The following is a 15,285-nucleotide window of genomic DNA, read 5'->3' on the forward strand; positions in this document are numbered from 1 at the left end:
TGCGCCATCTTTGGTCTATGGGCGATGTCACAGTGAACGCGACCGTGTCGCTGCCGGGCGGTGATATCCGGCCTCCGATTATTTGGCGCGCGAGAAACAACGCCTCCAGCAACAATCCGCTGGTCAGCGTGTCGTCGTCGGTTCAATTTTCCAGGGGTTACAGAAGGGGCTATGATCGCGATCACTGAGAGCTTTGTGACTGATCTCACTGGGGGAAAACAGTTGGACGAGCAGGTCGGGAACATTCGATGACAACGCAACCGATCGGACCACAGTCGGCGAACACCTCGTCGCGCTGGTACACGACGTCGGCGACGTGCAATCGCTCCTACTTGCTTGCCGGGTTGCGCGCCGGCCTCATCGCGCTGGTTTTGCTGGCGGTGCTCGCCGTCATCGTCTGGTTCTGAAGCCAAGCCGCTGGGTACTCCGCCCGTGCTGGCCGTTCTTGCGGCGTGCGCGGCGATGGAGCAGGGTTGATTGCGACAAAGCCGACCCGCCGCCAGCAGCCTGCGAGCGGCCCGTCAGAGTAGATCGGAAACGATCATCACCAGGAAGGAACCTCGTGTCTGATTACACCTTGCCCGATTTGGACTGGGACTACGGAGCCCTGGAACCCCACATCTCGGGTGCGATCAACGAGCTTCACCACGACAAGCACCACGCCACCTACGTCAAGGGTGCCAATGATGCTGTCGCGAAGCTCGAGGAGGCGCGCAGCAAGGACGACCACTCCACGATCCTGCTGAACGAGAAGAACTTGGCCTTCAACCTGGCCGGCCACGTCAATCACGTCGTGTGGTGGAAGATCTTGTCCCCCAACGGCGGTGACAAGCCGACTGGCGACCTCGCCGCCGCTATCGATGACGCGTTCGGATCCTTCGACAAATTCCGCGCCCAATTCAGCGCGGTGGCCAACGGGATCCAAGGCTCCGGCTGGGCGGTGCTGGCCTACGACAGCCTCGGTGACAAGCTGCTCACCTTCCAGGTGTACGACCACCAGACCAACTTCCCGCTGGGCGTCGTCCCGGTGTTACTGCTCGACATGTGGGAGCACGCCTTCTACCTGGACTACAAGAACGTCAAAGCCGACTACACCAAGGCGTTCTGGAACGTGGTGAATTGGGAAGAGGTGCAGAAGCGTTACGCGGCGGCGACCTCGAAGACCAAGGGCTTGATTTCGGGCTAGCCCACCAGATTTGCCTGTTCGGGGTGTCGCGCGATTCGCGCGGCACCCCGAACGCTATTGCGGCTGTGTTTCTTTTCGACTTCGTCGCCATTGTTTGCCCGTGTCAGCTTGCGAGGGTGGTCAGGCTGCCGCATGCTGAGCGAATCGACCCACCGGCGTATCGCTGAATACCCGAACGGAGGGCGAAGTGGACACTGGTTCAGGCCGGGCCATCGAGGTGGCCCCCTTCCATTACCGTGGTGCCCTGAAAGGGTTTGTGATTTCCGGGCGCTGGCCCGACTCGACCAAAGAGTGGGCGCAGCTGCTGATGGTCGCGGTCCGGGTCGCGTCGCTGCCCGGATTGCTGGACACCACAACGGTATTCGGTGTTCGCGAGGAACTGCCGGACGCTCCGGCGCCGGGCACCGTGGGCCTGGTTCTGGCCGAGGGCCCGGTTGTCGGCGAATCCGCCATTCAGCCAGGGTATTTCGCCGAGCATCAGCCACCGGCATTGTTGATGCTGCACCCGCCGTCGGAGACCACGCCGTCGCTGCCTGAGTGCAACGGCGCGGCCTCGGGCTGTGTGCTGCTGCCCGGCCTGCCTTACCTGGGGCTCGAACACCGCGCGGCCTGGGTGGAGGCCGAAGCCGACGGCACCATCACTTCGATGGTCAGCCGGGTCGGCGTCGACCCGATCAGCCACCCGGACACAGCTATCTTGGCGATGCTGCTTGCCGCCTAGGTGTACCCGGCCAGGAGGTTGCACGTGAGGCGTTTGGGCGTGTCCTCTGAACCCTCGACCGCGTTGACCGGCCGTCTGGACGAGTCGTCCAACATATGCCTAATATCGGCGCGGCACGTGCGGGCAAATTCGGTTCACAGCCGACTCCATGGCACCCTACAGCAAATCAACTTGGCGCTGGCCCGGCAGCCGAGGCGGGTTGCCGTAGACACGCGCCCTTGCGACCAGCGACTGGCCATTAGTCCCTGAAGCGATGAAACTTCACACAATTTCCTTAGAATAACATGTGTATTGACTGGCTAAGCCAGGTATGTGCGCAGCGACGCCACGCTGGATAGTCATAAATATCGGTACCGTTAATTTCTCCGAATTTCCCCCTTGGTTGCGGGGGCAACTCTGGCTACGATGATCAGCAAATACTTGGAGTGAGTTGCCCGATCTACCAACCCGGTGGAGGTCATATCGATGAGCACGACGTTTTCCGCCCGCCTGAACCGCCTGTTCGACACGGTCTACCCGCCCGGACGGGGGCCGCACACCTCCGCGGAGGTGATCGCGGCGCTGAAGGCTGAGGGAATCACGATGTCGGCTCCGTATTTGTCGCAGCTACGTTCTGGCAACCGCACCAACCCGTCGTCGGCCACCATGGCCGCTCTGGCGAACTTCTTCCGCATCAGGCCCGCCTACTTCACCGATGACGAGTACTACGAGAAGCTCGACAAAGAGCTGTCGTGGTTGCTGGTCATCCGAGACGAGGGAGTGCGACGTATCGCGGTTCGCGTCAGTGGGCTGTCCCACGAGGCGCAGGAAGACATCGTCCACCGCGCCGACGAGTTGCGCCGCAAGGAACACCTGGACGCCTGACGTCAGTTGCGGCAACCGGCCCGGTTAGGGTTGGCCCATCGATGCCGCACCGGCACCGCGATAGTCGACGAGATCCGGCGGAGGTAGTGCGCGAATGGGCCTGTTCGGCAAGCGAAAGACCCGCGCGACCCGTCGTGCCGAGGCCCGCGCGATCAAGGCCAAGGCCAAACTCGAGGCCAAGCTGGCGGCAAAGAACGAGGTGCGCCGGTACAAGGCCGCCCAGCGGGCCGAGACGAAGCATCTGCGCGAGCAGTTGAAGGCGCAGCGCGGCAGCGACCAGACTGCGCTGAAGATCGCCGAAGCCGAGCTGAAGGCGGTACGCGAGGGCAAGTTGTTGTCGCCGACGCGGATTCGCCGACTGCTGACGGTGTCTCGCCTGCTCGCTCCGATCCTGGTGCCGCTGGCCTACCGGGTGGCCATCGCCGCGCGGGGGCTGATCGACCAGCGGCGCGCGGATCAACTCGGCGTCCCGCTGGCCCAGGTCGGTCAATTCTCCGGGAACGGCGGCCGATTGTCGGCCCGCATCGCCGGCGCCGAGCAGTCGTTGCGGACGGTGCAGGACAACAAGCCCAAGGACGCGGAGACCAAACAATTCGTCACGGCGATTTCCGAACGGCTCGCCGACTTGGCGGCCGCCGTTACCGCCGCGGAGAACATGCCCCCCACGCGCCGCCGCGGCGCCCACGCCGCAATCTCCCGACAACTCGACGAGATCGACGCCGACCTGATGGCGCGGCTCGGCTTGACCTGATCCCCAACCCCTCTGCAGACAGGAATGCGATTCCGATGTCACGTCCCCGCAGGATCGTTTGGCGCACTCTGATCGGATCCGTCGCTGCGACGATGCTCTACCTCGGACCGGCCGCGGCGCTCACGACGGCGTCGGCGCACATCCAGGCCAGTAGCACCGACGCCGCACGCGGCGCCTTCGCGACGGTCAGCTTCTTGGTGCCCAACGAGTCGACCACCGGCGCTGCCACCACCACGGTCATCGTCGACCTGACCAAAATCTCCGCCGTGCAGACCGAAACCAAACCGGGCTGGGGAGCCAAGATCGACCGCGACCCCGGATCGAACACGGTCCGCTCGGTGACGTGGACCGCTGCGCCCGACGGCGGAATTCCGGTGGACCAATTCGGAGTGTTCCGGATATCGGCCAAGCTGCCCGACGCCGATTCAGTCAGCTTCCCGACGACACAGAGCTACGCCGACGGCACGGTGGTGAAGTGGGACCAAACGCCGGCGCCCGGTAGGGCAGAGCCGGAGCACCCGGCGCCCACGCTGGTGCTGACCGGTGGTTCGACAGCGTCGCCCACCCATCAGTTGACCCCGACCAAGTCCGCCGCGCCGACCGCCGCCGCCACGACGAAGGCACAAGAGTCCCGCCCGGTGGTCGACAACACCTCACGGATTCTCGCCGGTGTCGCTCTGGTCGTCGGCGCTCTCGGTGTCGGTGTCGCATTGATTGTGCGGCGCACATGAGCCGCCGGGCACACGTCGTCGTGGTGGCGTTACTGCTGGCGGCCGTCGCGTTCGCGACCACGTTGACGGCCGGCGTCGCCAGCGCCCACGCTGCGCGGGTATCGGCCGACCCCGCCGACAACGCCTCGGTCGGTGCCGGCCCGGTGCGGGTCAGCGCGACCTTCAACGAGGATCTGCAGACCACGTTCGCAGCGATGACGGTGGTCGGCCCGGACGGCAAACTCTGGTCGGCCGGCGAGCCGCAGGTGCACGGCACAGTCGTCAGCGTCGGTGTACTGCCACTGGGTCCGGTTGGCAACTACACGGTCAACTACCGGGTGACCTCGGCCGACGGGCACGTGGTCGCCGGGTCGTGGTCGTTTCGGCTGACGACACCAGGCACCGGCACGCCCGGTCCGGCCGCGCAGCCCGCGGACGACTCGACCGACGATCTCCCAATCTGGCCTTTCGTTCTGGGCGCGGTAGTCCTGGTTGGCGGCGGGGCACTGTGGGCCATGCGAAATAGACCCTGATCACCCACCGTGGTGGCCCTGGCATGATGGATTCGACTCCACCGGGCCGGTGTACGCGATGAGAGACGGCAAAGGAGCAGCCGGATGGCAGACCCGCAGGACAAACCGGACAACACGCCGGAACCCGCGCCTGAACCACCCCTGAGCACACCCACCCCGCCCGCGCCGCCACCGCCTTCCGCCGACGCGGCATCCCCGGTCGCACCGGCGAACGAGCCGGACAAGCCGGCAAAGAAGTCCCCTGCCAAGAAGGCGGCTAAGAAAGCCGCCCCAGCGAAAGCCGCCAAGAAGGCCGCGGCAAAGAAGGCGCCCGCCGCCAAAAAAACTGCGGCGAAAAAGGCTGCCGCCAAACAGCCGCCGGCCAAGAAGGTTCCCGCCAAAAAGACCGCCCCGGCATCGCCGGACACCAACGGCCAGCTCGCCGCCGCAGCGAAAGATGCTGCAGCACACGCGAAGTCGACCGTAGAGGCGGCACGCAACCCGCTGCCCGCTGAGTCCTCCCCCGCTACAGCAGGCCGCTCACCGGTGCCGTTTGCGGTGGCGATCGCGATCAGCATCCTGGCGGTGCTACTGGTGCGGCGCCTCCGTGAACAGGACGACTGACGATGACCAGCGTGGCCCGGTGACTGTTGTATTCCGGCCGACGGCCGATTTGGTCGACGACATTGGACCCAACGTTCGCAGTTGCGACGTTCAATTCCGCCAGTTCGGTGCGCGCACTCAGTTCGCCGGACCGATCCGCACGGTGCGCTGCGCGCAGGACAACGCACTGCTGAAGTCGATCCTGTCGACGCCAGGCGAAGGTGGCGTGCTGGTGATCGACGGCGGCGCCTCGCTGCACACGGCACTGGTCGGCGATCTCATCGCAGAGCTGGCCCGATCCAACGGCTGGGCCGGGCTGATCGTGCACGGCGCGGTACGCGACGCCGCGACGCTGCGCGACATGGAGATCGGCATCAAGGCACTCGGTACCAACCCTCGCAAGAGCGAGAAGACGGGCGCCGGAGAGCGAGACGCCACGGTCAGCTTCGGTGGGGTGGAGTTCGTACCCGGCGACATCGCCTACAGCGATGATGACGGCATCGTCGTCGTCGCTGCGGCTGAGCCGAGCTAAACCGCCAGGGCCGCAGGCTTTTTAGCGAACTGCAGGGCTTCGTCGTCGACCTTGCCCCGCCGGATCAGCTGCAGGTCCATAAAGTAGTTCTGCTTGAGCCGCCACGGCGAGACCGAGCCGGCCTTCGGCAGGTAGTCCAGAGCGCGCAGCACGTATCCGGGCGTGAAGTCCATCAGCGGACGCTCGTCGACCGAGTTCCCCGGGTGTTGTGGCACCACGGTGTCGTAGCCGCCTGCGTCCATGTAATTGATGACGCGGCAGACGAACTCGGACACCAGGTCGGCCTTCAGCGTCCAGGACGCGTTGGTGTAGCCGATGGTGAACGCCATGTTCGGCATGCCGGTCAGCATCATGCCCTTGTAGGCCATCGTGTCGTTGAGTTCGACCGCCTCCCCGTTGCGCCGGATCGCGGCGCCACCGAACAGCTGCAGGTTCAAACCCGTTGCGGTGATGATGATGTCGGCCTGCAGCTCCTCACCGGAGGTGAGCTTGATCCCGGTGTTGGTGAACCGCTCGATGGTGTCGGTGACGACGTCGGCCTGGCCCTTGCGGATGGTCTTGAACAGATCACCGTTGGGTGCCAGACACAGTCGCTGGTCCCACGGCTTGTAGCTCGGACCGAAGTGCTTCTCGACGTCGTAGCCCTGCGGCAGCCGGCGCTTGGCCATCGTCAGCAACGTCTTGCGCATCTGGCGCGGGAACTTCCGGGAGAACTGGTACTGGAAGGTGCTGAACGCGACCCACTTCCACCGGTTCGCGGCGTGCGCGGCACGCTTCGGCAGCAGCTTATTGGCCTGCTCGGCGAACGGGTCGTTCAACGGCAACGAGCCGATGTAGGACGGCGAACGCTGCAGCATCGTCACGTGGCCGGCTCCCGAGTTCACCAGCGCCGGAATCAACGTGATTGCGGTAGCGCCGGAGCCGATCACCACGACCTTCTTGCCGGCGTAGTCGAGATCCTCCGGCCAGTGCTGCGGGTGAATGGTGGTGCCCTCGAAGTCGTCGTAGCCTTCGAACTTCGGCAGGTAGCCCGCGTCGTAGTTGTAGTAGCCGCTGCACGCGAACAGGAACGAGCAGGTGAGTTCCTGCTGCTGTCCGGCGTTGTCGACGGTCAACGTCCATCGATTCTCGGCGTCCGACCACTCGGCGGCCACCACCTTGTGGCGGTAGCGGATGTGCTTGTCGATGCCGTTCTCCGTCGCGGCTTCCTTGATGTAGGCCTTGATCGAGGCGCCGTCGGCGATCGAGGTCGAGGACTCCCACGGCTTGAAGCGGAAGCCCAGCGTGAACATGTCGGAGTCGGAGCGAATGCCGGGGTACTTGAACAGGTCCCAGGTGCCGCCGAGGTCGTCGCGGCGCTCGAGAACGGCGTAGCTCTTGGACGGGCAGCGGTCCTGCAGGTGCCAGGCCGCGCTGATGCCGGAGATGCCGGCACCGACGATCACAACGTCGAGATGTTCAGTCATGGCGACACGCTATCAACACCGTGTTGAGTGCGTCAACACTCTGTCGAGATACTCAACACCGTGTAAAGTAACGGCCGTGACGACTGCCAGCTCCACCCGCGCCTCCAGGGGACGACGCTCGGCGCGCCCGTCCGGTGACGATCGCGAGCTCGCCATCCTGAGCACCGCCGAACAGCTGCTGGAGACGCGACCGCTCGCCGACATCTCGGTCGATGACCTGGCCAAAGGCGCCGGTATCTCCCGCCCGACGTTCTACTTCTACTTCCCGTCCAAGGATGCGGTGCTGCTGACGCTGTTCGAGCGGGTCATCGTCGAAGCGGACTCCGCGCTGGAACACATGGTCGCCAATCCCCCGGCCGACCTCAAAGCACTCTGGCGCATCGGCATCAACGTCTTCGTCGAAACGTTCGGCTCGCATCGGGCCGTCTCATTGGCCGCCGATTCCGCGCGTACCAACAAAGACCTACGCGAACTGTGGTCCCGCTTCATGCAGAAGTGGGTCGGCCACATCGCCTTTGTGATCGAGACCGAGCGGTCCCGCGGCGCGGCACCCGTGACGCTGCCCGCCGATGAACTCTCCGCGGCGCTCAACCTGCTCAACGAGAAGCTGATGCTGAGCTCCTTCGCCGGCGATCGGCCCTCTCTCCCCAAAGAACGGCTACTCGAGACACTCGTCCACATTTGGGTCAGCAGCATCTACGGCGAGCAGGTCTAGCACGTCCGCCGACGATGCGGTCGGTGCCAGCGGACCGAGGAGGAGACGGCACTTCCCACTCGTCACCCGTTGATGCGAACATATGTTCGTGTCGCGCTCGACCCGCCAGTCAGCCGAGATCCTGCACGCGGACCTCGACTCGTTCTATGCATCCGTCGAGCAGCGCGACGATCCCGGCCTGCGTGGGCGGCCGGTGATCGTCGGCGGCGGAGTGGTGCTGGCCGCCAGCTACGAGGCCAAGGCTTACGGCGTGCGCACCGCGATGGGCGGCGCCCAGGCGAGCCGGTTGTGCCCGCAGGCCGTGGTGATCCCGCCTCGGATGGCGGCCTACACCCGGGCCAGCGATGCGGTGTTCGAGGTTTTCCGCGACACCTCGCCACTGGTGGAGGCGATTTCGGTGGACGAGGCGTTTCTCGACGTCGGCGGGCTGCGACGGGTCTCCGGCACGCCGGTCGAGATCGCCGCCCGGCTGCGCAGCGACGTCCGTTCGCGGGTAGGGCTGCCGATCACCGTCGGCATTGCGCGGACCAAGTTCCTCGCCAAGGTGGCCAGCCAGGAAGCCAAACCCGATGGTCTGCTGCTGGTTCCGCCCGGTCGCGAGATTGCCTTCCTGCACCCACTGCCGGTTCGCCGGTTGTGGGGCGTGGGCGCGGTAACCGCCGACAAGCTGCATGCGCACGGCATCGAAACCGTCGCCGACGTCGCCGAACTCAGCGAGTCGATGCTGGCCTCGATGGTGGGCGGAGCGATGGGCGGCCGACTGTATGCGTTGTCGCACAACGTCGATCAGCGTCGAGTCACCACAGGAGTACGCCGGCGCTCGGTCGGAGCTCAGCGCGCGCTTGGTCGCGCGGGCAACACGATGTCGGCGGCCGAGATCGACGCGGTGGTGATCGGCCTGATCGACCGGATCGCGAGCCGAATGCGCGCCGCCGGGCGCACGGGCCGGACAGTCACATTGCGGTTGCGGTTCAACGACTTTGGCCGTGCCACCCGCTCGCACACCTTGCCGTGGGCGACTTCCTCGACGCATGCCCTGCTCGACACCGCGCGGCGGTTGGTTGTGGCCGCCGCGCCGCTGATCGCCGAGCGGGGGCTGACGCTGGTCGGCTTTGCGATTTCCGAGATCGACCGCGACGGCGCCGAGCAGCTCGCGCTGCCGTTCACTACTCGAGCCGAACCGGCCGCCGTCGACGCGGCGGTTGATCAGGTGCGCCGCCGCTACGGCAAGTCCGCGCTCACTCGCGGGGTGCTGGTCGGTCGCGACCCGGGCCTGGAGATGCCGCACCTGCCGGACTAGCTTTGCTGCGCCCAGTCCAGCAGCTTGTCGACCAGCCAGGTGTTGACGATGCGATCGACCGGAACCCCGGCGTCCAGCGCACGCTGGGCGCCGTAGCCGAGGAAGTCGAGTTGGCCCGGCGCGTGGGCGTCGGTGTCGATGCTGAAATCGCAGCCGATCTCCAACGCCAGGTTCAACAGCCGCGTGGGTGGGTCGCGGCGCTCGGGCCGGGAGTTGATCTCCACGGCGGTTCCGTGCTCGCGGCAGGCGGTGAACACGGCTTCGGCGTCGAACGACGACTCCGGCCGGATACCGCGGTTGCCGGCGACCAGCCGGCCCGTGCAGTGGCCGAGGACATCGGCGTCGCCGTCGCTGACGGCGCGAACCATCCGGCGGGTCATCGCCGCAGAATCCATCGACAGCTTGGAATGCACGCTGGCCACCACGATGTCGAGGCGTTCGAGTAACTCCGGCTCCTGATCCAGGCTGCCGTCGTCGAGGATGTCGACTTCTATGCCGGTCAGGATGCGCATCGGCGCAAACCGGTCGCGCAGGCCGTCGATCACGTCGAGTTGCTTGCGCAGTCGCTCCGGCGACAGGCCGTTGGCGATCGTCAAACGCGGCGAATGGTCAGTGAGCGCACAGTATTCGTGGCCCAGCGACGCAGCGGTGGCCATCATCTCCTCGATCGGCGCCGAGCCGTCTGACCAGTTCGAATGCAGATGCAGATCGCCGCGCAGTGCCGCCCGGATTTCGCCGCCACCGAGATCCTCTGCGGCCGAGCGCAATTCGGCTAAAGCGTCGGGTTCACGGCCGGACCAGGCCTGGGCGATCACCTTTGCGGTCTTCGGCCCGATGCCCGGCAGCGACTGCCAGCTGTTGGCCTGGCCGTGCCGTTCACGTTGCGCGTCGTCGAGGCCTTCGACGACATCGGCGGCCTTGCGGTAGGCCATCACCCGCCGGGAGTCTTCGCGAGCTCGGTCTTTGTAGTAGGCGATCTGTCGCAGAGCGGCTACCGGGTCCATCGCTCCAGTGTGCCCTGGCGGCTAGAACTGCCCGGCGATAAACCCGGCGAGCAGCACTGCGAAGCCGCCTACCTCGCCGACGATGAGGGCCAGCATGCCCACTTTGAGCGCCCGGTCCGGGTTGGCGAATTGATTGTCGGTGTCACGCCGCAAGCCGTGGGCGATGTAGGTGAGAATCGCCATGACGAAAAAACCCACCAGCACCATCGCCGCGGTCAGGTTGACCCACACCGGCCAGGCGCTCAAATGGACGAAGGCCGCGACCAGCAGGGTGGCGAACGAGTACAGCAGCGCCGCACGGTGTGCGATGTCGACGTACGGATGCGCGCGGTGATCCTCGGACGTCAGCATCTCGCGGTATTTCCACACACCGAGCACAAGGGCGAGCAGGAAGATCAGGCCGGCAGACAGCAAAGTGATCCGGACGTCGATGCGCAGCGCGTCGCGGCACGAGTCGAAAAGCTGGACTACCGTCGGGCTCATGCGATTTGCGTTCAAAACCTCTCCCCAAAACACCACCTGGGCACAGATGCTTGCCGTCTGGCAGGCCGCCGACGACATCGACGTCTACGAGTCCGGGTGGACCTTCGACCACTTTTACCCGATCTTCAGCGACAGCACCGGACCGTGTCTAGAGGGCTGGACCACGCTGACCGCGCTGGCGCAGGCTACCAAGCGACTGCGACTGGGCACCCTGGTCACCGGGATTCACTACCGGCATCCCGCAGTGCTGGCCAATATGGCTGCCGCACTTGACGTCATCTCCAACGGTCGGCTGGAACTGGGGATCGGTGCGGGATGGAACGAGGAGGAGTCCGGCGCCTACGGCATCGAGTTGGGCAGCATCAAGGATCGCTTCGACCGGTTCGAAGAGGCCTGCGAAGTGCTGGCCAGCCTGCTCAGCAACGAGACCACGAACTTTGACGGCAAGTTCTACCAACTGAAGGACGCCCGCAACGAACCCCAGGGGCCGCAACGTCCGCACCCGCCGATCTGCATCGGCGGCAGCGGCGAAAAGCGAACCCTGCGGATCACCGCCCGCTACGCCCAGCACTGGAACTTCGTCGGCGGACCGCCAGACGTGTTCAAACACAAGCGCGAGGTGCTGGCGTCGCATTGCGCGGACATCGGCCGCGACCCGAAAGAGATCATGACGTCGGCGCACCTACGACTGGAACCCGACCTCGACTACGCGAAGGTCATCGAGGACGCTGCCGCACTGGCCGCCGAGGGGTTGGACTTGGGCATCGTTTACATCCCGCCGCCGCACGACCCGGCCGTACTGGAACCGCTGGCCGAGGCGATCCGCGATTCGGGATTGCTCACCTAAAACTTAGGCGAGCAGGCAGAAAGTTGCGACGAGGTGACAGTTAGCAAACGATCGCCGTTACCAACGGTCGATCGGAGAGTGCAGTTAGACGCCGAAGCGCAGCAGCTCGTCGGCGGTCACCAGACGCTCGAGCTTCGCCGGGAATTCCCGGCTCTTGACCGGGTGGCGGAACCATGACCAGGCGATTCGCCCCACCCGCGAACGGGTCATCGGATTGATATACACAGCGCTAACTCCTGCGGTCGATCAGCTCAACCGAGCCCCACACCCCGCGGCGCCCGTATCGAACCATTAGACAGCCTTTGGCTGGCAAACAGTGTAAGACTCGCCGTTTAATTTATCAAATGTTTCTGATGTGACGAGTGTGACTAGCGCTGCGGAGCCGCCGTAGGCAGGATCGGCGCCGGCAGGGCGGTCTCACCCATCAGGAACCGGTCCACACCCGCGGCCGCAGCACGGCCCTCGGCAATCGCCCACACGATCAGCGACTGGCCCCGACCCGCGTCACCGGCCACGAATACGCCCGGCACCGACGTCTCGAAGTTTGCACCGCGCGCCACATTGCCGCGATCGGTGAACTCGACGCCCAGGTCGGTCAGCAGGCCCTTCTGCTCGGGTCCGACGAACCCCATCGCCAGCAACACCAGATCGGCGTCGAGTTCGAAGTCGCTGCCCTCGGTCTTGACGAACTTGCCGTCCTCCATCGTCACCTCGTGCACCTTGAGTGCAGCGACGCGACCGTCGCGGCCGACGAACTCCTCGGTGTTGACCGAGAAAACCCGCTCGCCGCCCTCTTCGTGCGCCGACGACACCCGGAGCATCATCGCGTAGGTCGGCCACGGTGTGGACGGGGCGCGGGTCTCCGGTGGCCGCGGCATGATCTCGAACTGATGGATGCTCGCCGCACCTTGACGGTGTGCGGTGCCCAGGCAGTCGGCCCCGGTGTCGCCGCCGCCGATGATGACGACCTTCTTGTCCTTGGCGGTGATCGGCGGCTCGCCGTCGGCGCCGAGTACATCGTCGCCCTCCTGCACCCGGTTGCCCCACGGCAGGTACTCCATGGCCTGGTGGATGCCGTCCAGTTCGCGGCCCGGGATCGGCAGATCGCGCCACGCGGTGGCGCCGCCGGCCAGCACGACCGCGTCGAACTCGGACCGCAACTCCTGGGCGGCGACGTCGACGCCGACGTTGACTCCCGCACGGAACTCGGTGCCCTCTGCGCGCATCTGGTCGAGCCGGCGGTCCAGGTGGCGCTTTTCCATCTTGAACTCGGGGATGCCGTAGCGCAGCAACCCGCCGATTCGGTCGGCGCGTTCGAAGACCGTCACCTGGTGTCCGGCCCGGGTCAGTTGCTGCGCGGCGGCCAGACCGGCCGGCCCGGAGCCCACGACCGCCACCTTCTTTCCGGTGTGCTGCTCGGGCGGCAGCGGCACCACCCAGCCTTCGTCGAAGGCGTTGTCGATGATCTCGACTTCGATCTGCTTGATCGTCACCGCATCCTGGTTGATGCCGAGCACGCACGACGACTCGCACGGCGCCGGGCAGAGCCGGCCGGTGAACTCGGGGAAGTTGTTGGTCGCATGCAGCCGTTCGATGGCGTCGCGCCACCGATCGGTGCGAACCAGGTCATTCCATTCCGGAATCAGGTTGCCCAGTGGACAACCGTTGTGACAGAACGGAATCCCGCAGTCCATGCAACGAGTCGCCTGATGCTGCAGCGTTGAGTGCGGGAAGTCTTCGTAGACCTCGTTCCAGTCGCGCAGGCGCAGATCCACCGGCCGTCGTTTTGGCGTTTCGCGGTGGGTGTATTTCAGAAATCCCTTTGGATCAGGCACTGGCGGCCGCCATGATCGCTTCTTCCGGATCGCTGCCGTTGCGCTCGGCTTCAGCCACCGCTTCCAGGACCCGCTTGTAGTCGCGCGGCATCACCTTGGCAAAGCGCTGCTGCTCGCTGCCCCAGTCGGCCAGGATGCGCTGTCCGACAGCGGAATCGGTGGCGTCGATGTGCGCCTGCAGCATTCCATGCAGCCACTCCAGGTCTTGCTCGTCGAGCGCTTCGATCTCCACCATCTCGGAGTTGAGGTTGGATTCCAACGCGTCCTCGGGGTCGTAGACATACGCGATACCGCCGGACATGCCGGCCGCGAAGTTGCGGCCGGTGCTGCCCAGAATCGCCACCCTGCCGCCGGTCATGTATTCGCAGCCGTGATCGCCGACGCCTTCAACCACCGCGTGCGCGCCGGAGTTGCGCACCGCGAACCGTTCACCGACCGCGCCGCGCAGGAATGCGTGGCCGCTGGTGGCGCCGAACAGGATGACGTTGCCGCCGATGATGTTGTCTTCGGCGACGTAGTCGGCCGGCGCGTTGTCGGGCGGCCGGACCACAACCCGGCCCCCGGACAGTCCCTTGCCGACGTAGTCGTTGGCGTCGCCGTACACCCGCAGCGTGATGCCCTGCGGCAGAAACGCGCCGAAGCTGTTTCCGGCCGAGCCTTCGAAGGTGATGTCGATGGTGCCGTCCGGTAGCCCTTGCCCGCCATAGGCTTTGGTGACCTCATGGCCGAGCATGGTGCCGACGGTGCGGTTGACGTTGGCGATCGTGGTGGAGAAGCTGACCGGCTTCTGGGAGTCCAGCGCTTCGCGGCACATCACGATCAGCTGCTGATCCAGCGCCTTGTCCAGACCGTGGTCCTGCTTGGAGCTGTTGTACAGATCCTGGTTCATGAAGGCCGATTCCGGCTCGTGCAGCACCGGCGAGAGATCCAGCTTGTGTGCCTTCCAGTGCGCCCTTGCCAGCGTGGTGTCCAGCGCGCCGACCTGGCCCACCGCCTCGTTGATGGTGCGGAAGCCGAGCTGCGCCATGTACTCGCGGACCTCCTCGGCGATGAACAGGAAGAAGTTCTCCACGAATTCGGGCTTGCCGGTGAACCGCTCGCGCAGCACCGGGTTCTGGGTGGCCACACCGACCGGGCAGGTGTCGAGGTGGCAGACCCGCATCATGATGCAGCCGGACACCACCAGCGGGGCGGTCGCGAAACCGAATTCCTCGGCGCCCAACAGCGCGGCGATCATTACGTCGCGACCGGTCTTGAGCTGGCCGTCGACCTGGACCACGATCCGGTCGCGTAAACCGTTGAGCAGCAACGTCTGCTGGGTCTCGGCCAGACCGAGCTCCCACGGCGCACCGGCGTGCTTCATCGACGTCAGCGGGGTCGCGCCGGTGCCACCGTCGTGGCCGGAGATCAACACCACGTCGGCGTGCGCCTTGGAGACCCCGGCGGCGACGGTGCCGACACCGTTCTCGGACACCAGCTTCACGTGAATCCGGGCCTGCGGGTTGGCGTTCTTGAGATCGTGGATCAGCTGCGCCAGGTCCTCGATCGAGTAGATGTCGTGGTGCGGCGGCGGCGAGATCAGGCCTACACCCGGAGTCGAATGCCGCACCTCGGCGATCCACGGGTAGACCTTTCCGGCCGGAAGCTGGCCGCCCTCACCGGGTTTGGCGCCCTGTGCCATCTTGATCTGGATGTCGGAGCAGTTGCTCAGGTAGTGCGAGGTGACTCCGAAGCGGGCCGAGGCGACCTGCTTGAT

General features: G+C 65.5%; 19 protein-coding genes. 13 read left to right on the plus strand and 6 right to left on the minus strand.

Annotated elements, in window-relative coordinates:
- From WAO18_RS23385 to rraA, 10 genes are all read left to right on the plus strand, one after another.
- The coding region (locus WAO18_RS23385) for a hypothetical protein (RefSeq protein WP_422208610.1) at window positions 1-188 on the plus strand (188 nt) is incomplete at its 5' end.
- A 60-nt stretch (window positions 189-248) separates the two neighbouring features.
- On the plus strand, window positions 249-407 hold the full coding sequence (locus WAO18_RS23390; protein ID WP_422208611.1) for a hypothetical protein: 159 nt from the start codon (window positions 249-251) through the stop codon (window positions 405-407).
- A 155-nt stretch (window positions 408-562) separates the two neighbouring features.
- Window positions 563-1,186: a superoxide dismutase gene (locus tag WAO18_RS23395; protein WP_422208612.1), complete on the plus strand. Its 624-nt coding sequence runs from the start codon at window positions 563-565 to the stop codon at window positions 1,184-1,186.
- Window positions 1,187-1,373: 187 nt separating this feature from the next.
- Entirely contained in the window at window positions 1,374-1,907 is a 534-nt protein-coding gene (locus tag WAO18_RS23400; RefSeq protein ID WP_422208613.1) for a peptidase, read from the plus strand.
- A gap of 465 nt (window positions 1,908-2,372) precedes the next feature.
- Window positions 2,373-2,771, plus strand: coding sequence for a transcriptional regulator (locus tag WAO18_RS23405; RefSeq protein ID WP_422208614.1), 399 nt, complete (start codon window positions 2,373-2,375; stop codon window positions 2,769-2,771).
- A gap of 94 nt (window positions 2,772-2,865) precedes the next feature.
- A complete protein-coding gene (locus WAO18_RS23410) occupies window positions 2,866-3,522 on the plus strand; it encodes a DUF6474 family protein (RefSeq protein ID WP_422208615.1) in 657 nt (218 codons plus the stop codon).
- 35 nt (window positions 3,523-3,557) lie between these two features.
- On the plus strand, window positions 3,558-4,253 hold the full coding sequence (locus tag WAO18_RS23415) for a YcnI family protein (protein ID WP_422208616.1): 696 nt from the start codon (window positions 3,558-3,560) through the stop codon (window positions 4,251-4,253).
- Entirely contained in the window at window positions 4,250-4,765 is a 516-nt protein-coding gene (locus WAO18_RS23420) for a copper resistance CopC family protein (RefSeq protein WP_422208617.1), read from the plus strand. The genes WAO18_RS23415 and WAO18_RS23420 overlap by 4 nt, the downstream gene beginning before the upstream one ends.
- A gap of 84 nt (window positions 4,766-4,849) precedes the next feature.
- Complete coding sequence (locus tag WAO18_RS23425) at window positions 4,850-5,368, plus strand: nucleoid-structuring protein H-NS (protein ID WP_422208618.1); 519 nt, start codon at window positions 4,850-4,852, stop codon at window positions 5,366-5,368.
- A 19-nt stretch (window positions 5,369-5,387) separates the two neighbouring features.
- Entirely contained in the window at window positions 5,388-5,879 is a 492-nt protein-coding gene (rraA, locus tag WAO18_RS23430) for a ribonuclease E activity regulator RraA (RefSeq protein WP_422208619.1), read from the plus strand.
- Here rraA and WAO18_RS23435 read toward each other — a convergent pair.
- Entirely contained in the window at window positions 5,876-7,345 is a 1,470-nt protein-coding gene (locus WAO18_RS23435; RefSeq protein WP_422208620.1) for a flavin-containing monooxygenase, read from the minus strand. The two genes, rraA and WAO18_RS23435, sit on opposite strands and share 4 nt — an antisense overlap.
- Before the next feature lie 76 nt (window positions 7,346-7,421).
- Here WAO18_RS23435 and WAO18_RS23440 point away from each other — a divergent pair, with 76 nt between their 5' ends.
- Together WAO18_RS23440 and dinB are read left to right on the plus strand one after the other, a co-directional pair.
- On the plus strand, window positions 7,422-8,060 hold the full coding sequence (locus tag WAO18_RS23440) for a TetR/AcrR family transcriptional regulator (protein WP_422208621.1): 639 nt from the start codon (window positions 7,422-7,424) through the stop codon (window positions 8,058-8,060).
- 82 nt (window positions 8,061-8,142) lie between these two features.
- The gene (gene dinB / locus WAO18_RS23445; RefSeq protein ID WP_422208622.1) at window positions 8,143-9,360 is read left to right on the plus strand and encodes a DNA polymerase IV; all 1,218 of its coding nucleotides are present in this window, start codon (window positions 8,143-8,145) and stop codon (window positions 9,358-9,360) included.
- On the opposite strand, the gene WAO18_RS23450 is transcribed toward dinB, so the two are convergent.
- Both WAO18_RS23450 and WAO18_RS23455 read right to left on the minus strand, forming a co-directional pair.
- Window positions 9,357-10,364 (minus strand): PHP domain-containing protein, encoded by a 1,008-nt coding sequence (locus tag WAO18_RS23450; protein ID WP_422208623.1) that lies wholly within the window; start codon window positions 10,362-10,364, stop codon window positions 9,357-9,359. The two genes, dinB and WAO18_RS23450, sit on opposite strands and share 4 nt — an antisense overlap.
- A gap of 21 nt (window positions 10,365-10,385) precedes the next feature.
- Window positions 10,386-10,847, minus strand: coding sequence for a hypothetical protein (locus WAO18_RS23455; protein WP_422208624.1), 462 nt, complete (start codon window positions 10,845-10,847; stop codon window positions 10,386-10,388).
- Here WAO18_RS23455 and WAO18_RS23460 point away from each other — a divergent pair.
- Entirely contained in the window at window positions 10,846-11,694 is an 849-nt protein-coding gene (locus WAO18_RS23460) for an LLM class F420-dependent oxidoreductase (RefSeq protein WP_422208625.1), read from the plus strand. The genes WAO18_RS23455 and WAO18_RS23460 overlap by 2 nt on opposite strands.
- A gap of 84 nt (window positions 11,695-11,778) precedes the next feature.
- Here the strand turns inward: WAO18_RS23460 and WAO18_RS23465 are convergent, their stop codons facing one another.
- The 3 genes from WAO18_RS23465 to WAO18_RS23475 all read right to left on the minus strand — a co-directional run.
- Window positions 11,779-11,919 carry a hypothetical protein gene (locus WAO18_RS23465; protein ID WP_422208628.1) on the minus strand — a complete coding sequence of 47 codons (141 nt, stop codon included), beginning with the start codon at window positions 11,917-11,919 and terminating at the stop codon, window positions 11,779-11,781.
- A 143-nt stretch (window positions 11,920-12,062) separates the two neighbouring features.
- Window positions 12,063-13,529 carry a glutamate synthase subunit beta gene (locus WAO18_RS23470; RefSeq protein ID WP_422208626.1) on the minus strand — a complete coding sequence of 489 codons (1,467 nt, stop codon included), beginning with the start codon at window positions 13,527-13,529 and terminating at the stop codon, window positions 12,063-12,065.
- A partial coding sequence (locus tag WAO18_RS23475; RefSeq protein WP_422208627.1) for a glutamate synthase-related protein occupies window positions 13,522-15,285 on the minus strand: 1,764 nt, incomplete at its 5' end. The genes WAO18_RS23475 and WAO18_RS23470, both read right to left, overlap by 8 nt.

Origin of the sequence: Mycobacterium sp. (genome assembly GCF_049278535.1) — a bacterium.
In the GTDB taxonomy this organism is placed as follows: domain Bacteria; phylum Actinomycetota; class Actinomycetes; order Mycobacteriales; family Mycobacteriaceae; genus Mycobacterium.